At 70.1% G+C, this 19649-nt stretch carries 17 protein-coding genes; 7 read left to right on the top strand and 10 right to left on the bottom strand.

Translation table 11 applies throughout. From position 1 onward, the window contains the following. Positions 1-212: 212 nt before the first annotated feature. The gene (locus tag C5B96_RS00560; protein ID WP_104241896.1) at positions 213-659 is read right to left on the bottom strand and encodes a DUF5997 family protein; all 447 of its coding nucleotides are present in this window, start codon (positions 657-659) and stop codon (positions 213-215) included. 52 nt (positions 660-711) lie between these two features. On the opposite strand from C5B96_RS00560, the gene C5B96_RS00555 reads away from it, so the two are divergent. The 3 genes from C5B96_RS00555 (at position 712) to C5B96_RS00545 (ending at position 4391) form a co-directional block, all read left to right on the top strand. Beyond that, positions 712-1692 (top strand): LysR family substrate-binding domain-containing protein, encoded by a 981-nt coding sequence (locus C5B96_RS00555; RefSeq protein WP_104241899.1) that lies wholly within the window; start codon positions 712-714, stop codon positions 1690-1692. Between the two features lie 147 nt (positions 1693-1839). Then, complete coding sequence (locus C5B96_RS00550; RefSeq protein ID WP_104241894.1) at positions 1840-2877, top strand: NADPH:quinone reductase; 1038 nt, start codon at positions 1840-1842, stop codon at positions 2875-2877. 92 nt (positions 2878-2969) lie between these two features. Further along, entirely contained in the window at positions 2970-4391 is a 1422-nt protein-coding gene (locus C5B96_RS00545; RefSeq protein ID WP_104241892.1) for an alpha-amylase family protein, read from the top strand. Between the two features lie 131 nt (positions 4392-4522). Here the strand turns inward: C5B96_RS00545 and C5B96_RS00540 are convergent, their stop codons facing one another. Further along, positions 4523-5824: an MFS transporter gene (locus C5B96_RS00540; protein ID WP_146078049.1), complete on the bottom strand. Its 1302-nt coding sequence runs from the start codon at positions 5822-5824 to the stop codon at positions 4523-4525. Continuing rightward, complete coding sequence (locus C5B96_RS00535; RefSeq protein ID WP_104241888.1) at positions 5821-6564, bottom strand: GntR family transcriptional regulator; 744 nt, start codon at positions 6562-6564, stop codon at positions 5821-5823. Before C5B96_RS00535 ends, C5B96_RS00540 begins: the two co-directional genes overlap by 4 nt. 83 nt (positions 6565-6647) lie before the next feature. Between C5B96_RS00535 and C5B96_RS00530 the strand changes: the two genes are divergently transcribed. Next, entirely contained in the window at positions 6648-8804 is a 2157-nt protein-coding gene (locus tag C5B96_RS00530) for a transketolase (RefSeq protein WP_104241886.1), read from the top strand. Between the two features lie 26 nt (positions 8805-8830). On the opposite strand, the gene C5B96_RS00525 is transcribed toward C5B96_RS00530, so the two are convergent. The 6 genes from C5B96_RS00525 to C5B96_RS00500 form a co-directional block, all read right to left on the bottom strand. After that, the gene (locus C5B96_RS00525) at positions 8831-9769 is read right to left on the bottom strand and encodes an aldose 1-epimerase family protein (RefSeq protein WP_158507088.1); all 939 of its coding nucleotides are present in this window, start codon (positions 9767-9769) and stop codon (positions 8831-8833) included. Further along, positions 9766-10428 (bottom strand): nucleoside/nucleotide kinase family protein, encoded by a 663-nt coding sequence (locus tag C5B96_RS00520; RefSeq protein ID WP_104241882.1) that lies wholly within the window; start codon positions 10426-10428, stop codon positions 9766-9768. The genes C5B96_RS00525 and C5B96_RS00520 overlap by 4 nt, the downstream gene beginning before the upstream one ends. Continuing rightward, the gene (locus tag C5B96_RS00515) at positions 10425-11363 is read right to left on the bottom strand and encodes a PfkB family carbohydrate kinase (RefSeq protein WP_104241880.1); all 939 of its coding nucleotides are present in this window, start codon (positions 11361-11363) and stop codon (positions 10425-10427) included. The genes C5B96_RS00520 and C5B96_RS00515 overlap by 4 nt, the downstream gene beginning before the upstream one ends. Further along, entirely contained in the window at positions 11353-12150 is a 798-nt protein-coding gene (locus tag C5B96_RS00510) for an ATP-binding cassette domain-containing protein (RefSeq protein ID WP_104241878.1), read from the bottom strand. The genes C5B96_RS00515 and C5B96_RS00510 overlap by 11 nt, the downstream gene beginning before the upstream one ends. Then, complete coding sequence (locus C5B96_RS00505) at positions 12147-13139, bottom strand: ABC transporter permease (protein WP_104241876.1); 993 nt, start codon at positions 13137-13139, stop codon at positions 12147-12149. Before C5B96_RS00505 ends, C5B96_RS00510 begins: the two co-directional genes overlap by 4 nt. Positions 13140-13229: 90 nt before the next feature. Continuing rightward, the gene (locus C5B96_RS00500) at positions 13230-14252 is read right to left on the bottom strand and encodes a substrate-binding domain-containing protein (RefSeq protein WP_104241874.1); all 1023 of its coding nucleotides are present in this window, start codon (positions 14250-14252) and stop codon (positions 13230-13232) included. Positions 14253-14419: 167 nt separating this feature from the next. On the opposite strand from C5B96_RS00500, the gene C5B96_RS00495 reads away from it, so the two are divergent. Beyond that, positions 14420-15415 (top strand): LacI family DNA-binding transcriptional regulator, encoded by a 996-nt coding sequence (locus C5B96_RS00495; protein ID WP_233188903.1) that lies wholly within the window; start codon positions 14420-14422, stop codon positions 15413-15415. A 21-nt stretch (positions 15416-15436) separates the two neighbouring features. Beyond that, on the top strand, positions 15437-16465 hold the full coding sequence (gene fbaA, locus C5B96_RS00490; RefSeq protein ID WP_255414673.1) for a class II fructose-bisphosphate aldolase: 1029 nt from the start codon (positions 15437-15439) through the stop codon (positions 16463-16465). A gap of 125 nt (positions 16466-16590) precedes the next feature. Here the strand turns inward: fbaA and C5B96_RS00485 are convergent, their stop codons facing one another. Next, positions 16591-18030, bottom strand: a complete 1440-nt coding sequence (locus C5B96_RS00485) for an 8-oxoguanine deaminase (RefSeq protein ID WP_104241869.1) — start codon at positions 18028-18030, stop codon at positions 16591-16593. 65 nt (positions 18031-18095) lie between these two features. On the opposite strand from C5B96_RS00485, the gene C5B96_RS00480 reads away from it, so the two are divergent. Next, positions 18096-19649 (top strand): HNH endonuclease signature motif containing protein (locus C5B96_RS00480; protein WP_146078048.1); only part of this gene is annotated, 1554 nt, incomplete at its 3' end.

Genomic DNA, 19649 nt, shown 5'->3' with positions numbered 1-19649 from the left:
CGCTGGGCGGCGCTGGGCCGCGCGCCGGCTGGCGCCCGCCCGCGGTTCCCCCACCCGGACACCCCTCAGCCGATCCGGCGCGAATACAGCGTCGGTTGCCCTGAGGAGTGTCCGGGTGGGGGAACCGCGGGCGGGCGCCAGCCGGCGCGCGGCCCAGCGCCGCCCAGCGCGGCCGGCCCCGCTCAGCGCGGCAGACCGCGGCCCGGCGCCGCTCAGCGCGGCTTCGGCGCGATCGAGTTCGGGTTCGTCCGCGCGTGCCGCTCGGCCCGCTCCTTCTGCGCAGCCTTCTCGGCCCGCTCCGTCTTGATGCGCGCGTTCTCATCCATCACGCCCGCCTGCCGCGCCCGCTCGACGACCAGCCACTCCGGCGGAGCCTCGAGCAGCGCCTTGATCTCGGGGGTCGTGAACGCCTCGTCGATCCCTGCACGGGTCAGCCCCGAGATCGAGACGCCGAGCTTGCGGGCGACCTCCTGCCGCGGGAACGGGCCGTTCGCCCGCAGCTCGACCAGCCACTCCGGTGGCGTCTCGAGCAGCGCGTTCAGCTCGGCGCGCGTCACATCGCCCTCCTGAAACTCCGCCGGCGCGGCGGGGAGGTAGATTCCCAGCTTCTTCGCGGCGGTGGCGGGCTTCATGGTCTGGGTTGATTTCGCGGGCGTCATGAGGCCAGCGTATCCTGACCAGTGTTTGCTGGCGGATGATCGGGGCGTGACCATGACAGACACCCACTCCGGCGATGCCGCTGCAGAGCCGCTCGATGCCGCCGACGCGCATCCGTCGTCGTCGGTTCTGGATGCCGCCACCGACGCCGCGCTGCGAGCCGACGGTGAGGGGCCCGAACCCGCCGAGCCGGGCATCCACCCCTTCTCGATCGCTTTCGCAATCGGCGTCACAGTGACGAAGTGGACGCGGCTCTGGGCCGAACGTCGCCCCGAGACCCCTCTCGCGGTGTTCCGCGCCGAACCCGGCGAGCAGGTCGGGGTGCTGCACGGCGACCCCACTGCTGCCGACGTCAGCTTCGTGCGCCTGCCGGTCGACCAGAGCGGGCTCAGCGTCATACCTCTCTATTCCGAGGTGCAGGTCGTCATCGTGCCCAAAGACCACCCCGCGTCGGTGTTCGAGTCGGTCACCGTCGCCGATCTCGCCGACGAGCACCTGCTGCAGGAGCCCGACGACGTGCCCGAGTGGCGGGATGCCGCCGCTGAGATCGGGGATGGTTCCCGCAGGCCGCTGCTCGGCATCCGGAGCCTTGAAGACGCCGTCGAGCAGGTCGCAGCGGGAGTGGGCATTCTGATCGTGCCGCAATCGATCGCTCGGCTTCACAGTCGAAAAGACATTGTGTATCGGCCCGTGACAGATGTCGCCGAGACCCAGATCGCTCTCGCCTGGCTCGCGGAGAACACGACGGCCGACATCGAGGAGTTCGTCGGCATCGTGCGGGGACGCTCTGCGGCGAGTTCGCGGGCCGCGTCGGCCCCGGGCGGCGAACAGGCTGCTCCGGATGCCCGGCCGAAGAAGATCGGACCCGTCGCCAAGGCGAAAGCGAAGGCGCGGGCGGCGGCCGAGGCCGAGGCGGCGTCGGCGAAGCGAGCCGGTGTGAAGAAGCCGGCCACCTCGACGCCGCGCAAGAAGAAGCAGTCCGATGCCGCGAATGCCGCCCAGGCGCGGCGCCGCAAGTTCGGCGGAAAACGCTGACGTTTCGCGTGCTTGCCGTCTCGGCGGCGCGGGGTGTCTTCTCCTCCCCAACCGCGACTGTGCGTAGACGTTCCACAGATCGGTCGCAAGGGCGAGCAGCGCGGGCGGAACGCTGGCAGGCTGGGGTCTGATCCGAAAGGCAGTCCCATGAAAGCCGTTGTCTACTCCCGCACGGGCGGGCCCGACGTTCTGCAGCTCGTCGACCGCGAGGTTCCCCTCGTCGAGGCCGGCGAGGTGCGCGTTCGCATCGCCGTCTCGGGCGTCAACCCCACTGACTGGAAGTCGAGGGCAGGCGCCACCGCGAACGCGGGGGAGTCGACCGAGGTCGACCCCGAGCAGGTGCCCAACCAAGACGGGGCCGGTGTCGTCGACGACATCGGGCTCGGCGTCACCCGTTTCGCGATCGGCGACCGCGTGTGGGTTCGGGATGCCGCATTCCAGCGACCCACGGGCACCGCCGCCGAGTACACCGTGCTGCCCGATCATCTCGTCAACCCGCTGCCCGATGGCGTCTCGTTCGACATCGGCGCCTCGCTCGGAATCCCCGCCCTGACGGCGCACCGCGCCCTCACCGCACGTGAAGCGGGCCCGGCCCGGCTGTCGCCCGGCTCGCTGGTGGGAACGACGGTTCTCGTCGCCGGAGGCGCGGGGGCCGTCGGCCACGCCGCCATCCAGCTCGCCGTCTGGGCCGGCGCCACGGTCATCACGACCGTGAGCAGCCCGGAGAAGGCGGCGCTCGCGGCCGCAGCGGGTGCCCAGCACGTGGTGAACTACCGCTCCGAAGACGTGGTCGAGCGCGTTCAGCAGCTCGCGCCGCACGGCGTCGAGGTCGTCGTCGAGGTGAACCCGCTGCAGAACATCGCCGACGACATCGCGGTGATCGCCCGCGGCGGAACCATCGCCATCTACGTCTCGGGCGAGCCCGACGAGGTGCCCATCCCGGCCCGGGCCAGTATGACGAAGAACGTGCGCGTGCAGTTCGTGCTGACCTACACGACGAGCGAAGTGGAGAAAGGCAATGCCGTGGCCGCCGTGACGGCTGCTGCGGCAGCCGGTGCGCTCGATGTGGGCGACGAGAGCGGTCTGCCGCTCACCCGCTTCACGCTGGCCGACACCGCCGACGCGCACGCCGCCGTCGAGGGTGGGGCGGTCGGCAAGGTGCTGATCGACGTGGCGAGCCTGTGAGCGGCGATGCGGGTCGCGCTGAGGCAGGTCGCGGCGATACGGGTCGCGCTAAGTCTGAACTTCGTGAGCCGGCTCGCGGTGAGCCCGACTGGGTGCAGCACGCCATCCTGTGGCAGGTCTATCCGCTCGGCTTCACGGGTGCCCCGGTCTCCCGGCAGGCTCAGGATGCCGCGGCAGACGGTGGCGCAGACGGCAGTCACTCGCTCGATCGCCTGATCCCGTGGCTCGACTACGCCGTCGAGCTCGGTGTCTCGGGCCTCCTTCTCGGGCCGATCTTCGCATCGCAGACCCACGGTTACGACACCGTGGACTACTTCCGCCTCGACCCCCGGCTGGATGGTGGCCAGGGCGAGGGCAGTGGCGAAGACAGCTTCGACCGCCTCATTCGCGAGGCGCACGATCGGGGGCTCCGCGTGATCCTCGACGGTGTCTTCAACCATGTGGGCCGCGCGTTCGGCCCCTTCCAGCGAGCGCTGGCGGAGGGTGCATCGTCGAACGACTTCCGGCTGTTCCGGCCGGTGGGGGAGACTCCCGCCGATCCCTCGCAGCAGGCCTTCGCGAACTTCGAGGGCCACGACGCCCTCGTGCTGCTGAACCACGACGAGCCGGCGGTCGCCTCCTTCGTGGCCGATGTCATGAACCACTGGCTCGACCGGGGTGCCGACGCCTGGCGGCTCGACGCCGCCTATGCGGTTCCGCCGGCGTTCTGGTCGCAGGTGCTGCCGCAGGTTCGGAGCGGTCATCCGCAGGCCTACGTGTTCGGTGAGGTGATCCACGGGGACTACGTGTCGATCGTGTCGGAATCGGGGCTCGACTCCGTCACGCAGTACGAGCTGTGGAAGGCGCTCTGGAGCTCGATCTCCGATGCGAACTTCTGGGAGCTGTCGGCCGCCCTCGAACGGCACAACGATTTTCTCGAGCACTTCGCTCCCGTGACCTTCGTCGGCAACCACGACGTGACGCGGCTCGCCACGGCGATCGCCGACGAGCGCCACCGCGCCCACGCGCTCGTCGCACTGCTGACGACGGGTGGCACCCCGACGCTCTACTACGGAGACGAGCAGGGGATGCGCGCCGCCAAGGAGGAGCGCGAGGGTGGCGACGACGCGGTGCGTCCCGAGTTCCCCGTCGGTGGCCCGGCAGATCTGCCCGCCGAGGGGTGGGCCACCTACCACCTGCACCAGGAGCTCATCGGGCTTCGCCGCAGGCACCCGTGGCTGCACTCCGCCCGCACCCGCAACCTCACCCTCACGAACGAGTTCTTCGCCTACGAAGTGTTCGCCGCCCAGGATGCCGCGCAGCAGGCCCCGGGCGGATCGGGCGCCGACGGCGGCGCGGGTTCAGGCGACCACTCCGCAGGTGGCGGCCGTCTCGTCGTGCTGCTGAACCTGGCCGACGCGGAGGCGGGGCAGGAGCTTCCCGTCGAGCACACCCTCGTGGCGGGCCACGCCACCCTCAGCGGCACTCGGGCGGCGGTCCCCCCGCACGGTTGGGCGGTACTCGACCGCACCTGATCGCGCAGCGAGAACCCAGAACCCCCGGCGCTCGCAGCCCCAGCGTGCCGAGGCCCGACGCCCGGGGTCAACCCGCGACGCCCGGGGGACCCGTGGCGGTTACGGCGGCGGGGCCTCCGGGGGACCTCCTGTTACAGCGCAGCGGGCGGGCGCGGGGCGCCGGGCGGGAACGCGCGGCGGCGGGCGACCAGCATCAGCGCGAGGCTCGCGGCCACAAGCACCAGTGCGAAGACCGGCAGCGCGCCGATGCCGGCGGCGGTGAACACCAGGCCGCCGACCGCAGCGCCGGCCGAGATGCCGATGTTCGAGAACATGTTGATGAGGGCGCCGACGATGTCGGGTGGCGCGCCCCCGGTGCGAACGGCCGCCGTCATGAACAGGGACGGCAGCGCTCCGAGGGTGAGCGTCCAGACGCAGCACGCCACCAGAACGCCCACCAGCGATCCGCTCGGCACGAGAACGGCGAGGGCCACCAGCGCGAGCAGCAGCAGAGCGGTGAGCGCCAGCATGAGCCTGCGCGGGCGCCTGTCGACGAAGGCGCCCGAGATCCAGAGTCCGACGATGCCGGCGACCCCGAACAGCAGCAGGGCAGGCCCCACCGCGCCGAGCGACACTCCCACCGTGAGCAGCAGCGGCGTGATGAACGTGTAGAGCGCGAAGTGCCCGAGGTAGAGCATCCCGTTCGCCGACGCCACGGTCATCAGCCCGCGCCGCCACCAGGTGCGAAGCGAGATGCCCACCTGCGCCGGAGACCCGGCCACCGACGGCAGCGCGAGGGCCAGTGCGGCGAGCAGCACGGTCACCCCCGCGACCGCCAGGAACGCGACGGGCCAGCCGAAGGTCGTACCGATCGTGGTGGCGAGGGGCAGGCCCAGGATGCTGCCGACCGCGGTTCCGGCGTAGACGATCGCCAGCGCCCTGCCGACGAGGTGGTGCGGAACCAGCTCCGAGGCGTACGACGTCACCACCGAGAAGAAGACGGCGTGGGCGAGGCCGCCGATCCCGCGTCCGACGGCGGCGAGCGCGAACGTGGGCGCGAGCGCGATCACGAGGTTGCTGGCTGCGTACGCGACGAGGGTGCCGACGAGCAGGCGCTTTCGCGGCATCCGGGTCGTCGCGAGCGTCACCGGAAGGGCCAGCACGGTGACGGCCAGCGCGTACACCGACACCAGCAGCCCGACCGTCGCCTCGTCGACGCCGAACGACTCGCTCATCGGTCGCAGCAGCCCGACGGGCATGATCTCGGTGGTGATGGCGGCGAACGTGGCGGCCGTCAGCACGGCCAGCCGTGGCCAGGCGGTGCGCGGGATGCGGCCCCCGGCCCCGCGAGGAGCATCGCGGCCGTCACGACCCCGGCCCCCGGGGCCGCCCTGAGCTGCATCGGCGTCGCCACCACCGCGACCGCCACCGGCGGCACCCCGGCCCCCGCTCACGGGCGCAGCCCGAACGACACGGCACCGTTCGCCGGCGTGAAGTGCGTCACCCCGTGCGCCACCGCCGTGTCGTCGCTGTCGAACATCGTCGACACGACCCGCAGCAGCTTCTCGCCGATGACGACCCCGAGCACCTCCGCGACATGCGGCGGAGCCGGCTGCACAGAGACGACGAGGTCGTTCCGCCCGAGGGCCACGCCGTAGTCGTCGACGAGGTGGCCGTAGAGGGAGCCCTCGCCGAAGTCGTGGCCGGATGCCCGGGCGAAGCGTTTCGCGGGGATGACTGTTTCGACCACGTGGTGGAGCGTACCGTTCACGAACCGCAGCCGGGCGAGCAGCAGAACAGCATCGCCCGGCGACAGCCGCAGCGCGGCGGCAGCGGCCTCGTCGGCGAGGGATGCTTCGACCGGGAGCAGGCGCTGCTCGAGAACGCGGGTCGTGACCGTGTTCCCTTCGGCCGTCTGCCGCGCGTAGAACCCGGAGATGACGTCGGCGAACCGTTCCCGGTAGCGGTTGCGCTGCTGCGACGCGAGCACGAACGTGCCCAGGCCGTGCCGGCGGGAGAGGTACCGCTCGAAGACCAGGTCGTCGACCGCATGCCGCAGGGTGATGCGGCTGACCCCGTACTCCGCGCAGAGCGCCGGTTCGGCCGGGAGCACCGACCCCGCCGGCAGGGTGTCGACCCGCGCGCGCAGTTGCTCGCGCACGGCGACGTACTTCGCAGCGTTCGCCCCGGTCACGGCCGCACTCGTCTCATTCGACTATGACGACCGGCCGGGCTCCGTAGCGTCGAAGAAACCATCCCCGACGAAGCGGAGACACCGTGACAGACCAGCACACGACAGACGACAGCACCACAGCCCACAGCCTCACCGACCTCGACCATCGCGCCATCACCACGGCCCGCCTGCTCGCCATGGATTCCGTCGAGCGTGCCGGCTCGGGCCACCCCGGCACCGCCATCGCGCTCGCCCCCGTCGCGCACCTCATCTTCCAGAAGCACCTGCGGCACTCGCCGACCCAGCCCGACTGGGTGGGCCGCGACCGTTTCGTGCTCTCCTGCGGGCACGCGAGCATCCTGCTCTACACGCAGCTCTTCCTCACCGGCTACGGCCTCGACATCGACGATCTCAGGTCGTTCCGGGCTCACGAATCGCTGCTGCCGGGGCATCCGGAGTACCGTCACACGGCTGGTGTCGAGACGACGACAGGACCGCTCGGCCAGGGCTTCGCCACCGCTGTCGGCATGGCGATGGCCATGAAGCACGAGAAGGCGCTCTACGAGCCGGCCGCCGACGCGCGCAGCCTGGCCGCCGAACGCCTCGAGGCCGAGACCGAGGAGTCGAGCGACGCCGCGCCTCGCGCCGTCGAGAGCACCGACTCGATCTTCGACCGCACCATCTGGGTGCTCTGCTCCGACGGCGACATGCAGGAGGGCATCTCCTACGAGGCGGGTGCGCTGGCCGGGCGTCACCGCCTCGACAACCTCGTGGTGATCTTCGACGACAACGATGTGCAGATCGAGGGCAACGCGACGCTGGTGACCAGCGAGGACACGGCCGCCCGCTTCCGCGCCCAGGGCTGGAACGTCGTCACCGTGCCGCTCGCCGAGTCGGGCGAGGTCGACACCGCCCGCCTCGACACCGAGCTCGCTGCGGCCGCCGCGCATCGCGGAGAGCCCAGTCTGATCATCCTGAAGTCCGTGATCGCGTGGCCGGCGCCGCACGCCCGCAACACCTCTGCCGCGCACGGTTCGCCTCTCGGCGAGGTCGAGGCGGAGGCCACCCGCGCCGTGCTCGGCTCGACGGCCGCCCCGTTCGAGGTCGACGACGAGGTGCTGCAGTTCACCCGCGGCGCCCAGGCGCGCGGCGAGGAACTCGTGGCCGACTGGAACAGCCGCCTCGACGCCTACACCAGCACGAACCCCGAGCGGGCTGCCGACTGGGCGCGGGTGCGCTCCGGCGCCCTGCCCGACGGGCTCGCCGACGCCCTGCCCGTCTTCGAGCCGGGCGAGACGATGGCCACCCGCGCCGCCTCGGGCCTCGTCATCCAGGAGCTCGCCAAGGTGCTGCCCGAGTTGTGGGGCGGCTCGGCCGACCTCGCCGAGCCGAACCGCACGACGATCGAGGGCGGGCGCTCGTTCCTCCCCGAAGAGACCGAGAGCTCGGGTCGCGCCGGCCGGAACGTTCACTGGGGCGTGCGCGAGCACGCGATGGGCGCCGCCATGAACGGCATCTCGCTGGTCGACGGATCGCGGTTCTTCGCGGGCACGTTCCTCGTCTTCAGCGACTACCACCGCCAGACGGTGCGCCTGGCGGCCCTGATGAAGCTGCCCGTCATCTACCTCTGGTCGCACGATTCCGTCGCGCTCGGCAGCGACGGCCCCACCCACCAGCCGATCGAGCACCTCGCGAGCCTGCGGGCGATGCCCGACTTCGCCGTGGTGCGCCCGGCAGACGCCGCCGAGACCGCGGCGAGCTGGCTCACCGTGCTGCAGAACCGCGGCCCCGCCGGCATCGTGCTCGGCCGCCAGCCCATCGCCACCGCCGACACCCCGTGGGCCAACGTGCTCGACGGCGTCAGCCGTGGGGCGTATGTCGTTCGTGAGGTTCCGGATGCCCGAACCCTCCTCATCGCGACCGGCAGTGAGGTCGCCCTGGCACTGGCCGCCGCGGCAGAGCTCGACCCGGAGCAGACCTCCGTTCGGGTCGTCTCGATGCCCTGCCGTGAATGGTTCGAGGCGCAGGGCCCGGAGTACCGCGAGTCCGTGCTCCCCGCCGCCCTCACCGCGCGGGTCGTCGTCGAGGCAGCCGCGAGCTTCGGCTGGCACGACATCGCCGGCCCCGGCGGGCGCATCGTGGGCATCGACGTCTTCGGGCTCTCGGCGCCGGGCGACGAGGCACTGGTCGCGCGCGGCATGACCGTGGAGCGGGTCGTCGCTGCGGCACGCGAAGCAACCGAGACCGCTGCGGCGTCGTAGAACGCCTGAGCCGGCCAGGTGGGGCGTCACAGCGACGCGGTGACGCCCCACGTGGCACTCCAGCTCTCGCCGGGCTGCAGCCAGGTCAGGCCGATGCCGGTGTTCAGCGCATTGACCGCTGCCGTCTGCGGCTCGAGGGCGATCGCGTCGACCAGCTCGCGGTTCTCATCGAGAAAGACGTCGGTCGTGCAGATCACGATGTGCCCGAAGGCCTCGTCGCCCCAGACGCTGACGGAACGGGCATCCGGAGCCGTCAGCGTGGCGTACCAGCGACCGTCGGGCGTTGCCCGGTCGAGGTCGGTGAAGCAGTCGTCGAGCTCCACCTCGCCGACCGGCAGCCCGCTCCGCAGGTCGAAGGCGCCCGAGACGGGTACCGTGCCGACCGGCAGCTTGCGGGCATCGTTCTCGTACACGGTCTCGGCCGCGCAGCTCAGCACGAGCGAGTGCACGGGCACGTCGCCGAGTTTGAAGTAGGCGTGCGAACCGACCGCGACCGGCGCCCGCAGGCCGCCGGTGTTGGTGAAGGTGTGGCTCACCTCGAGTCCGCCGTCGCCGAGGGCGTACGTCACGGTCGTGTCGACGACGAAGGGGTAGCCGGGGTGGGCGAAGATCGTCGCGCCGAGCGTGATCGACGAATCGCTGCGGTCGAGCATCCGGTACGCCGTGTTCTTCAGCAGGCCGTGCGAGGCGTTTTCGAACTCGGTGTCGGTGATGTCGAGCTGATGCTGTTCGCCCTCGTAGACCCACCGGCCCCCGTCGACGCGGTTCGGCCAGGGCGACATGATGATGCCGGCGCCACGGGAGGGCGGTGCGTCCCGGGGATAGCGCTGCACGATGTCGACCCCGTCGACGGTGAAGGCGCGAAGGGATGCCGCGACTTCGGTGATGGTGACGACGGCGTGACCGAAGGAGGTCTGGGCGCTGATCTCGTACTGGCGCCCGGTGGGCAGAACCGGAGCGCTCACAGCAGCCTCAGCACCCGGTCGGCGCGGCCGGCCGTCGACTCGATCAGTTCGGCGTTCCGCTGGTCGCTGCCGAGCGCCCAGAGCTCTGCCTCGTCGTGGCTCTTGCCGTAGGCCTCGTGGCGCCGCACCAACCGTTCGTGGCGCACCTTCTCGTGCGGGGCGAGGAACCACACCTGGTCGATGACGGCCCGCGCGGCCGGCCACGAGCCGGTCTCGAGCAGCAGGTAGTTGCCCTCGGTGACGATCAGCGGGGTCTCGGGCCGGATGGGCAGCGACGACCCGATCGGCTCCTCGAGCTCGCGGGCGAAACGTGGGGCGTAGACGATCGCGTCGTCTCCCGTGAGCGTCGTCGTCTCCTGCGCCCGGATGCGCTGCATCAGCGCGGCGTAGCCTGCGGCATCGAAGGTGTCGTGGGCGCCCTTGCGGTCGCGCCGGCCGAGGGCGAGCAGCACCTCGTTGGCGAGGTGGAAGCCGTCCATCGGCACGAGAACGGCGAGCTCGGGCCCGAGGGCCTCGACGACCTGCTCGGCGACGGTCGATTTGCCGGCCCCGGGGGCGCCGGTGAAGCCGAGCACGTGGCGTCGACCGGTCGAGGCGAGATCCCTGGCCTGGCTGAGAAGGTCTTCGAGGCGGAGTTCCTCGGCGTGCAGTTCGGTCATCGGGGGTCTCTCTCGAAGTTAGGGAGGGGCGGTGCGTCAGCGCTCCGGCGCGGCAGCTCGGCGAGCCAGGCCCGCGGGCCGGCGATGGAGCACCGGAGGGCAGCGATGCGGGCCGCCTCCCCGAGACGGGTCGCCAGGGAGGAGGCCGGATCGCACTGGAAGTAAGCGTATGCGCCGTGGAACACGTCTCCGGCACCGAGCGTGTCGACGGCTCGGATGCGCGGCACCGGCACGGCACCGAGCTCGCCGCCCGTCCACCACAGCACGTCACCGTCGCCGTGGGTTGTGGCAACGGTCTCGACCCCGGCGTCGACGAGGGCGGCTGCCGTGGCATCCGAATCCCCGGCAGACGGCGTGCGGAAGTCGTTCGAACAGATCATCGCCGAGGTGAACGGGATGAGGTCGGCCATCACGGGCTTCCACCGCCCGGCGTCGACGACGACCGGGATGCCGGCGGCCTGGGCCGCCTCGGCCGAAGCCACGGCGAGCCGCGGGTGGTGCCCGTCGATCAGCACCACGTCGGCGCCCTGCAGCACCTCCGCGAGAGCGGCGGGGGAGGGCGGAGCGACCTCGTCGCCCACGGCGTCGATCGAGACGACCGTGCGATCACCCGTCGACTCCGTGACGGCGACGGCCGAGACCGGAGCGGGCGTGCGACGGTGCGGATCGATGTCGACCACCTGCACGCGGTAGGTGGCGAGGTCGGTGCGGATCAGGTCGGCCACCGGGTCGTCGCCGAGCGCGGTGACCAGCGTGGCCCGCCCGCCGAGGCCGGCGAAGGTCACCGCAGCGTTCGCTGCGGGACCTCCGGCGGCCACGGACTGGGATGTGGCCGTGATCTTCTGGTTCGAACCGGGGTTCGCGGCCACACGGTGCACGACATCGAGCGTTGCGAGCCCGACGAAGACGCCGTGGGGCGTTCGGTCAGCGAACACCGCCGGCTTGTTCCGCCTCGGAGGGGCGCTCGGCGCCGGTCATCAGCGCCACGACCTCCGACATGGAACGCTCGCGGGGATCGATGACCCCGGCGCGCTGGCCGAGACGGTGCACGTGGATGCGGTCGGAGACCTCGAACACGTGGGGCATGTCGTGGCTGATGAGCACGACGGGGATGCCGCGGTCGCGGATCGAGCGGATCAGGTCGATGACCTGCCCCGACTCCTTCACCCCGAGGGCAGCGGTCGGCTCGTCCATGATGATGACGCCGCGACCGAACGCCGCAGCGCGCACCACGGCCACGCCCTGGCGCTGGCCGCCCGAGAGCGTCTCGACGGCCTGGTTGACCGACTTGATGCCGATCTTCAGGTCGGCGAGGTGCCCGGAGGCCTCGCTGCGCATGCGGGGCATGTCGAGGCGGCGGAAGACGCTGCCCATGATGCCCTTGCGTCGAACTTCGCGCCCCAGGAAGACGTTGGTGGCGATGTCGAGCGCGGGGATCACGGCGAGGTCCTGGTAGACGGTCTCGATCCCGGCGGCACGAGCATCCCGGGTGTTCCGGAAGTTCATCTTCTCGCCGTTCATCAGAATCTCGCCCTGGTCGGGGATGAGGGCCCCGGCCAGCGCCTTGATGAGGCTCGACTTGCCGGCGCCGTTGTCACCGACCACCGCGAGCACTTCGCCCGGGTAGAGGTCGAAGTCGGCGCCGTTGATCGCCGTGACGTTGCCGTATTTCTTGACCAGGCCCCGGGCCTGCAGAACGGGTGTCGCTGTTGTGGTTGTCATGCTGATCTCCTCCGAGCGAACTGGTCGACCGTCACGGCCACGATGACCAGGATTCCGGTAGCGATGTTCTGGTAGAGACTGTCGACACCGGCCTGGGTGAGACCGTTGCGCAGAACCCCGACGATGAGGGTACCGATGAGGGTACCGATGACGCTTCCCCGGCCACCGAAGAGGCTGGTACCGCCGATCACCACGGCGGTGATCGTCTCGAGGTTCGCGTTCTGGTAGGCGTTGGGGTCGGCGTTCGGGATGCGCCCGAGAGCCGCCCAGGCGGCGATCGCGGCGATGACGCCGGTCACGAGGTAGACGGAGAACAGCGTGCGGTTCGACTTGATGCCCGAGAGCTTCGACGCCGTGACGTTGCCACCGACGGCGTAGACGTGCTTGCCCCAGGCGGTCTGCGAGAGGGCGTACCAGACGATGAGGTAGACGAACAGCATCGCGACGACGCCGTAGGTCGTGGCGAAGGTGCCGATGCGGAACGAGGTTCCGAGGAACGTGAGCACGCCATCCGGAACCTGGTAGGTCTGCGAACCGGCGAGCAGCCGGGTGGCGGCCTGGATGGCCGTGAACGTACCGAGCGTGACGATGAACGGTGGCAACCGCAGCAGCGTGACGAGCCCGCCGTTCACGGCGCCCAGCACGACACAGACCACGAAGGTCGCGCCGAGGGCCAGGATCGGGTTGCCCCCGCCGCTGACCTGGGCCATCACGATCGTGCCGAGCACGGCGACGGAGCCGATCGACAGGTCGATGCCCGAGGTGAGAATGATGAGCGTCTGGCCGACCGCGAGAATACCGACCACGACCGACTGCTGGAGGATCAGCGAGAGGTTGTAGGGGTTCAGGAAGGTCTGCGAGATGACGCTGAAGATGATGATCGCCACGATGAGGGCGGCGAGCGGGCCGAGGAGTGGCTCGCGGAGAATTCGGGAGACGCGGGCGCGGGAGAGATCCCGGCCGGTCAACCCAGCTGTTGTTGAAGTCATGGATGCACCTCCGTGCGCAGCCGGGGCGGGTGGATGTTCACCCGCCCCGGGTCGAACCGACAGTTTGTGGAAAAGCGGACTACCTGCGGACTAGCCCCAGCAGTTCTCCGCGCCCCAGGTGGTGTCCTTCGAGTCGAGACCCGTGACCGGCTTGTCGGTGATCAGCTGCGAACCGGTGTCGTTGAAGCCGGAGGGCTTGGTGCCGTCTGCGGCGTAGGTGACGACGGCGTCGACGCCCTGTTCGGCCATCTTGGCCGGGAACTGCATGACGGTCGCGCCGATGATGCCGGACTTCACGTTCGCAACACCGGTGCAGCTGCCGTCGATCGAGCCGATCGTCACCTGGTCGGTCTTGCCCGCGGCCTTGATGGCCTCGTAGGCGCCGGCTGCGGCGGGCTCGTTGATCGTGTAGAGGGCGTTCACGCCGGGTGCGCGCTGCAGCAGGTTCTCCATGGCCGTCTGGGCCTTGGTCTGGTCGCCGTTCGTGTTCTCCTGGCCGACGATCTCCGAGGAGCCCTCTGTCGTGCCGAAGCCTTCGAGGAAGCCGTCGTGGCGGAATGTGTCGACGGTGCCGCCGGGGGTTCCGTCGAGCATGACGAGCGCGGGGGCGGTCGAGCCGAGGGTCGCCTTGACCCACTTGCCCTGCGTGACGCCCGCGGCCTTGTTGTCGGTCGCATAGGTCGCGTCCACGGCGTCTTCGGGGTCGGTGGCCGTGTCGAGTGCGATCACGACGACGCCGGCGTCGCGCGCCGACTTGATGGCGGTGAGGATGCCGGAGGAGGAGTTGGGCGTGATCAGAATGCCCTTGACGCCCTGGCTGACGAGGTTCTCGATGGCGGCCACCTGGCCCTCGTTGTCACCGTCGAACGCACCGGCGAGAGCGACGAGCGTGGCGCCCTTCTTGTCTGCCTCGGCCTGCGCGGCCTCGCGCAGCTTGACGAAGTACGGGTTCGAGTCGGTCTTGGTGATCAGGCCGACCTTGACGTTGCCGCCCGAGCCACCCGACGAACCGCCCGACGACGACCCCGAGCACCCTGCGAGGGTGAAAGCGACGGAACCTGCGAGCAGCACAGCTCCGATGCGAAGCGATCGGGCTTTGTTGCGATTGAACATCTGGGGACTCCTTTGGCCTGTGATTGTCGGGCGCCTCTGCCCGTCGCATCACCATACGAGCAAGACAAGCGCTTGCGCAAGCGCTTGTATCAAATTGTGATGTTTACTAGATTGGGCCCAGCCGCGCACCCGCCGCGGAACCCAACGGAGCGTGAACAGTGTCAACGATGGACGATGTCGCCCGTCATGCCGGGGTATCCGGCTCGACGGTCTCGCACGTTCTGAACGACACCCGGCATGTCAGTGCGGCCACCCGTGCCCGGGTCGAGGCTGCGGTTCGGGAGCTCGGCTACCGCAACAATCTGAACGCCCGGGCGCTGGCCGCCGGCAAGACCTTCACCGTCGGGCTGGCCACGTCGGCCCTGCAGACGCCGTACTTCGGGGCGATCGTCAACGCGATGGAGAAGAGACTCTCCGACGCGGGCTACATGCTGATCGTGGGCGACTCCAACGACCACGGGCCGACGGAGCGCCGCATCATCGACGCTCTGCTGAGCCGGCGCGTCGACGGAATCTTCGTGACGCCGGCGATCGACTCCGAGCACACGACCATCCCGCAGATCGTCGCAACGCGCACACCCTTTGTGCTCATCGACCGCAACCTCGACTTCGACTGCGACCAGATCACCCCCGAGAACACCGACTCGGCGTTCCTGCTGACCAACCACCTCATCGAGCTCGGCCACAGGCGGGTCGCGGTGCTGCGCGGGCTGATGGGCATCGGGTCGTCACCCGAGCGGTTCCAGGGTTACCTCGACGCACTCGCGGCCAACGGCATCCCGTTCGACCCCGCCCTGGTGCTGAACGGTGAGGGCCACAGGGATGACGCCGAGCGCGAGGTGAAACGCCTGTTCTCCCAGCCCGATCATCCGACCGCGCTCGTCGCCCTCAACAACTCGATGACGATCGGCGCGCTCGAGGCGCTCAGGGACCTCAGGCTGACCATCCCGACCGACGTCGCGTTCGTGTCGTACGACCACTTCGACTGGTCGGAGCTCATCGAGCCCCGTCTGACCTCGATCGCCCAAGACGTCGAGCTGATGGGAACGACGGCCGTCGACCTGCTGCTCCGGCGCATCGACGGAGACGACTCGCCCTCGCAGCGCGTGAAGATCGCCACTACGTTCCAGCACCGCAACTCCTGCGGCTGCGGGCTCGGCTGACGCTCGGCCCGAGCCCGCGACATCCACCCGCCTGCCACCCCCGACGCCTACCGGGCCATGCTCGACCACGCGAAGCAGAGCGGGTTCGCCTACCCCTCCATCAACGTGACCAGCTCGCAGACCCTGAACGCGGCCCTGCAGGGCTTCGCCGACGCGGAGAGCGACGGCATCATCCAGGTCTCCCTCGGCACCGCGCTCTACCTCTCGGGCAGCCACGTGCAGAACCGCGCCATCGGATCCAAGGCGCTGGCGCTCTACGCCCACGAGGTGGCGGCGCAGTACGGCGTCACCGTGGCGTTGCACACCGACCACTGCCCCGTCGAGAACCTCGACGACTGGGTGCGTCCGCTCATCCGCGACTCCATCGAACGCCGCGCGCGCGGGCTCGACCCCCTCTACCAGTCGCACATGTGGGACGGATCGGCCGTCACGCTCGACGAGAACCTCGAGATCGCGAAGCGCCTGCTCGACGAGTCGGTCGAGGCCGACACCCTGCTCGAGATCGAGGTGGGCGTCGTCGGTGGCGAGGAAGACGGCATCGAGAACGAGATCGACGACAAGCTCTACTCGACGGTCGAGGATGCCCGAGCCACCGTCGCGGCCCTCGGCTCGGGGGAGAACGGCCGGTACCTGACCGCCCTCACCTTCGGCAACGTGCACGGCGTGTACAACCCGGCCGCTGTGAACCTGCGCCCCGAGATCCTCGGCGAGATCCAGAGCGTGATCGGTGCCGAGGTCGGCCGCGACAAGCCCTTCGACCTCGTCTTCCACGGGGGATCCGGGTCGAGCGCAGCCGACATCTCGGCCGCCGTCGCGAACGGCGTCGTGAAGATGAACATCGACACCGACACGCAGTACGCGTTCACCCGCTCGATCGCGGGTCACATGATCTCGAAGTACGACCAGGTGCTGAAGATCGACGGTCGGTTCGGCAACAAGAAGGCGTACGACCCGCGCTCGTGGGGCAAGCCCGCCGAGACGGCGATGGCGGCGCGCGTCGTCGAGGCTGCGGAGCAGCTCGGCTCGGCCGGGCGGTCGCTCGGGCGGTAGCCGCCGGGTGCGGCGGGCGGGCCGGGGTGATGGTTTGCCCGGGTGCTGGCCTGTCCGCCGCGCGCCCGCCCGCCGCACGCCTGGCCGCACACGCCGCACGCCTGCCCGCTCGGCGGGCCGGCGTGCTAGCGCAGTCGCAGGGCTCCGGATGCCCGTGCCACCGCGTGCGCGACATCCCGCTCATCGACCCGCGTCAACTCCCCGTCACGCACCACCGCCTCGCCGTTCACCAGCAGCAGCGCGAGCGGAGGCTGCGCGCCGAGCGTGAGCGCCGCGACGGGGTCGAGGATGCCGGCGTGTTCGACCCCGTCGACCTTCCACACCGCGACATCCGCCAGCTTGCCGACCTCGAGCGAGCCGATCTCGGCGCCGCGACCGAGGGTCTTCGCCCCGCCCATCGTCGCCATACGCAGCGCCGTTCGACCGGTCATCCGGCCGGCGCCCGCCCCCAGCCGGTTCATCAGAACCGCCATGCGGATCTCGGAACCGAGCTGGCCCGACTCGTTCGACGCGGCCCCGTCGACGCCAAGGCCGACCGTCACGCCCGCGTCGAGCATCGCCGGCACGGGCGCGATGCCCGCTGCAAGCCGCGCGTTCGACGACGGGCAGTGGGCGACGCTGGTACCCGTCGCCGCGAATCGGCCGATCGCGTGCGCGTCGAGGTGCACGCAGTGCGCCATCCACACGTCGTCGCCGAGCCAGCCGAGGTCTTCGAGGTACTGCGTCGGCGTCCTGCCGAACTTCTCCAGGCAGAAGGCGTCTTCCTCCACCGTCTCCGAGCCGTGCGTGTGCAACCGCACCCCGCGCGCCCGGCCGAGCGCGGCGGACTCCCTGAGCAGGTCGGCGGTCACCGAGAACGGGGAGCAGGGCGCGAGCGCCACCTGCGTCATCGCGCCAGCATTCGGGTTGTGATACCTGTCGATCGCCAGGTCGCTCGCCGCCAGGATCGCATCGATCGTCTCGACCGCGAAGTCGGGCGGGAGGCCGCCGCGGCTCTGCCCGAGATCCATCGACCCGCGCGTCGCGTGCAGCCGCACGCCCAATGTGCGCGCGGCATTCACGATGCCGCCGAGAATGTCGCCCGCGCCGCTCGGGAACACATAGTGGTGGTCGCCGACGGTCGAGCACCCGGAGCGCGCCGCCACCGCCATGGCGCCCAGTGCCCCCGCTTCGACGAGCTCGGCGTCGATGCGCGACCACAGAGGGTAGAGGGCCGTCAGCCAGTCGAAGAGGATCGCGTCCTGCGCGTAACCCCTGGTCAGCCACTGGTAGAGGTGGTGGTGGGTGTTGATGAGGCCGGGCGTGACGAGGTGCCCGCGCGCGTCGATCACGGTGGTTTCGTTGTTGTTGTTGTTGCTGCTGCTGCTGGCACGGGCGCTGTCGCCGTTGAGGCCGCCGCCACCGGCACCGCGCGTGCGCTCATCGGTCCACTCGTTCGGCACCGGACCGCCACCCACCGCCACGATCACCGCGTCATCGATCACCACGTACCCGTCGCTGTGCTCCCGGTCAGCCGCGTCGACGGTCACAACGTGGGCATTCCGGATGATCGTGCGCTGCGTCATGCCCTCACGCTACCGGCTCGCATCGAAGTTGAGCCAATGTCAGTGGTTGGTGGTTGGGTTGTGCCATGACCACTTCAGCCGCTTCTCTGCTCGCTGGGCTTCTGGATGCCCGGCAGTGCTTGAGCGATGCCGGGGGTGTTGGCGGGTTGGCTGCCGCGCCCGGTGGGCTTGCCGACGATGAGTTGGTGGCGGCTCTCGCGGAGCTCGAGTCGGTCGGTCGTCTCGTCGACGGGTTGCGTATTGCCATGGCTGGGGAGGTGGCGGCCAGGTCGGATGCCGCGTACGGCGACGAGGGTTTGTCGCGGTCGCAGAACTTCGCGACTCCGGCGAAGTTCTTGGCGGCGGTGACGGGCGTGTCGGTGTCGACGGCCGCATCGCGTGTGCGTCTGGCAGCCCAGGTGCACACGACGTTCTCGGTGACGGGTCTGCCGAATCCGCCGCGGTTCCCTCGTGTGGCGGATGCTCTCGCTACCGGTGCGATCGGTGTCGATGCGGCGGCAGCGATCACGAAGCGCCTGCACGATGTCGCGACCCGCACGGGTTTCACCGAGGCTCTCGAGGAGGCCGAGGGCGAACTGGTGTCGCTTGCGCAACAGACGATCGGCGGTCTCGGGTACACGGCGGACGACGTCGATGCGTTGGCGCTTCGTGCCCGTGAGCACCTCGACCCCGACGGCGCGGAACCGCGCGAGGCCGACCTCCACGACCGCCGCTACCTCACTCTTTCTCCGCACCGCTCGGGCATGACGAAGCTCACCGGTTGTCTCCCGCCGTCGTCGGCGGCGATCCTGAAGGCGGCCCTCGAGCCGTTCACGAGCCCCCGCGTCGTCGCTTTCACCGACCCCACCCCACCAGCCGGCGACCCCACTCCACCGGCAGGTGACCCCACTCCACCACCCGGCGACTCCGCCCCGACGTCTGGCGACCCGACTCTGTCACCCGGGAGCCCCGCCGCGTCACCCGGCGACTCCGCCTCTTCCCGCGCCGCCACCACGACCGGCCACCTCACCGCGCCCGACTTCGCCACCGCACCCGACCCGGACACCGCACCTGACCCGGTGTTCGAAGACACCCGCACCCGCGGCCAGAAGACCGCGGACGCGCTCGTTCAACTCGTTGCTATGGCTGCTGGGCTACCCGCGCTGCCACGCATCAACGGTGCAGCACCCACAGTGAACGTGCACGCAGCCCTCGACGACATCGTCGCCGGGCGTGGTGTCGGCTGGGTCGACGGACTCACCGAACCCGTCCCACACACCACCATCGAGACGCTGCTCTGTCACGCCGACACCATCACCACCCTCTTCGGCCAGCACGGCCAGATCCTCCAGCACGGTAAAACGAAGCGGCTGTTCACCGCCGCGCAGAACCGTGCCCTCGCCGCCCGAGACGGCGGATGCATCTGGCCAGGCTGCGATGCCCCACCCTCCTGGTGCGAATCCCACCACGTCGACGGATGGCTGTCAGACATCCACCCCGGTGGTGTCACCGACATCGACAACGGTGCGCTGCTGTGCCACTTCCACCACTCACATGTGCACAAGTCGAGGTGGATCCTTTCCATGCGTAACGGAGCTCCACACCTCACCCCGCCCGACACCATCGACTGGACCCAAACC

The organism is Subtercola sp. Z020, from assembly GCF_002931235.1.
Classification (GTDB): Bacteria; Actinomycetota; Actinomycetes; order Actinomycetales; family Microbacteriaceae; genus Subtercola.
Note: the sequence above shows the minus strand (reverse complement) of the source record. Positions and strands in the feature narration are given on the sequence as shown.